Below are 2,072 nucleotides of genomic sequence, written 5' to 3'. Positions count from 1 at the left end.
ATGTCGCGATCCTTGCAGGTACCCGGCTCGGATTCATCCGAGTTGCAGAGGATGTACTTCTGCACGTTGCCCTTGGGCATGAAGGACCACTTCAGGCCGGTCGGGAAACCGGCGCCGCCACGGCCGCGCAGGCCCGAGGCCTTGACCATTTCGATGACCTGCTCTGGCGGGATCTTCTCTTCGAGGATCCTGCGCAGGGCAGCGTAGCCACCGGTCTTCAGATAGCTTTCGTACGACCACGGGGTGTCGTAATGCAGGGTGGTGTAGACCACCTGGTGCGGCAGCGGCGCGGGGCCGACCGGACCCTTGGATTCGTGGTGATGTGCCATGCCCTTACTCCAGCCCGTCCAGAAGCTCGTCGACCTTTTCCAGGGTCAGACGCTCATGGTAGTGACCATTGATGACCATCATCGGTGCACCCGCGCAGCCGGCCAGGCACTCTTCCTCACGCTTGAGGTAGACGCGGCCGTCAGCGGTCGACTGACCGTTCTTGATACCCAGCTTCTTCTCGCAATGGCGCACGATGTCTTCGGCGCCATTGAGCCAGCAGCTGATGTTCGTGCAGATGGCCACGTTGTTGCGGCCCACCTTCTCGGTCTCGAACATCGAGTAGAAGCTGGCAACCTCGTAGGCCCACACCGGCGGCAGGTCCAGGTACTTGGCCACGCCGGCGATCAGCTCGTCGGTCAGCCAGCCCTGGTTCTGCTCCTGGGCAGCATGCAGACCCTGCAGCACGGCAGAGCGCTTGCGGTCCGGCGGGAACTTGGACAGCCAGTGATCGATGTGAGCGCGGGTTTTGTCGCTCAACACCACCATCGGGTCGACGTCGCGCGCCGCCTCGAAATTACCTGTCGCCTTCATCGGCCGACCTCAGCGAAATGCATAACGTGAAATTGCAGAAACTGCGGCGCCGGCTTGCGCCGGCTGCCTGCAGCGGGCGTTGGCGTGGCGGACGGCATTACCGGTCAACCTCGCCGAACACCAGATCGTAGGTACCGATCATCGCCACCACGTCGGCCAGCATGTGGCCGCGCACGATCGAATCGATCGAGGACAGGTGGGCGAAGCCCGGCGCACGGAGGTGTACGCGGAACGGCTTGTTGGCGCCGTCGGAAACCAGGTAGCAGCCGAATTCGCCCTTGGGCGCTTCAACCGCGGCGTAGGTCTCGCCGGCCGGCACGCAATAGCCTTCACTGAACAGCTTGAAGTGGTGGATCAGCGCTTCCATGTCGTCCTTCATGTCCTCGCGCTTGGGCGGAGCGACCTTGAAGTTCTTGACCATGACCGGGCCTGGGTTGGCCTTCAGCCACGCCACGCACTGCTTGATGATGCGGTTGGACTCGCGCATTTCGGCCACGCGGCACAGGTAGCGATCGTAGCAATCGCCTTCCTTGCCCAGCGGGATGTCGAAATCGACGGCATCGTACTTCGCGTACGGACGCTTCTTGCGCAGATCCCAGGCGATGCCCGAACCACGCAGCATCACGCCGGTCATGCCCCACTGGTGGGCCAGTTCCGGGGTGACCACGCCGATGCCAACGGTACGCTGCTTCCAGATACGGTTGTCGGTCAGCAGGGTCTCGTATTCGTCGACACGACCCGGGAATTCATTGGTGAAGTTCTCCAGGAAGTCCAGCAGCGAACCTTCGCGCGAGGCGTTGAGGTTCTTCAGGGCCTTGCCCTTGTGCCAGCGCGATTCCTTGTACTTCGGCATGTGATCCGGCAGGTCGCGGTAAACACCGCCCGGACGGTAGTACGCCGCGTGCATGCGCGCGCCGGAGACCGCTTCGTAGCAGTCCATCAGCTCTTCGCGCTCGCGGAAGGCGTACAGCATCACCGCCATCGCACCCAGATCGAGCGCGTTGGAGCCCAGCCACATCAGGTGGTTCAGGATGCGGGTGATCTCGTCGAACATCGTGCGGATGTACTGCGCGCGCTCCGGCGCCTCGATCCCCATCAGGGTCTCGATCGAGCGCACGTAGGCGTGCTCGTTGCACATCATCGACACGTAATCCAGGCGATCCATGTAGCCGATCGACTGGTTGAAGGGCTTGGACTCGGCCAGCTTCTCG

At 62.6% G+C, this 2,072-nt stretch carries 2 protein-coding genes and 1 pseudogene; all 3 read right to left on the bottom strand.

All coding sequences use genetic code 11. The features are described 5' to 3' along the window. Nucleotides 1–329 (bottom strand): annotated as a pseudogene (locus DBR20_RS05590) (NADH-quinone oxidoreductase subunit F); the annotation flags it as partial. A 4-nt stretch (nt 330–333) separates the two neighbouring features. Beyond that, nucleotides 334–861: an NADH-quinone oxidoreductase subunit NuoE gene (gene nuoE, locus DBR20_RS05585; protein WP_025876204.1), complete on the bottom strand. Its 528-nt coding sequence runs from the start codon at nt 859–861 to the stop codon at nt 334–336. 97 nt (nt 862–958) lie between these two features. Further along, a partial coding sequence (locus DBR20_RS05580) for an NADH-quinone oxidoreductase subunit D (RefSeq protein WP_108265496.1) occupies nt 959–2,072 on the bottom strand: 1,114 nt, incomplete at its 5' end.

The organism is Stenotrophomonas sp. HMWF023, from assembly GCF_003060985.1.
Lineage (GTDB): Bacteria > Pseudomonadota > Gammaproteobacteria > Xanthomonadales > Xanthomonadaceae > Stenotrophomonas > Stenotrophomonas lactitubi.
Note: the sequence above shows the minus strand (reverse complement) of the source record. Positions and strands in the feature narration are given on the sequence as shown.

Bases quoted from the DNA above. Each gene is read 5' to 3' on its own strand.
- nuoE (WP_025876204.1), bottom strand. From the start codon at position 861: ATGAAGGCGACAGGTAATTTCGAGGCGGCGCGCGACGTCGACCCGATG.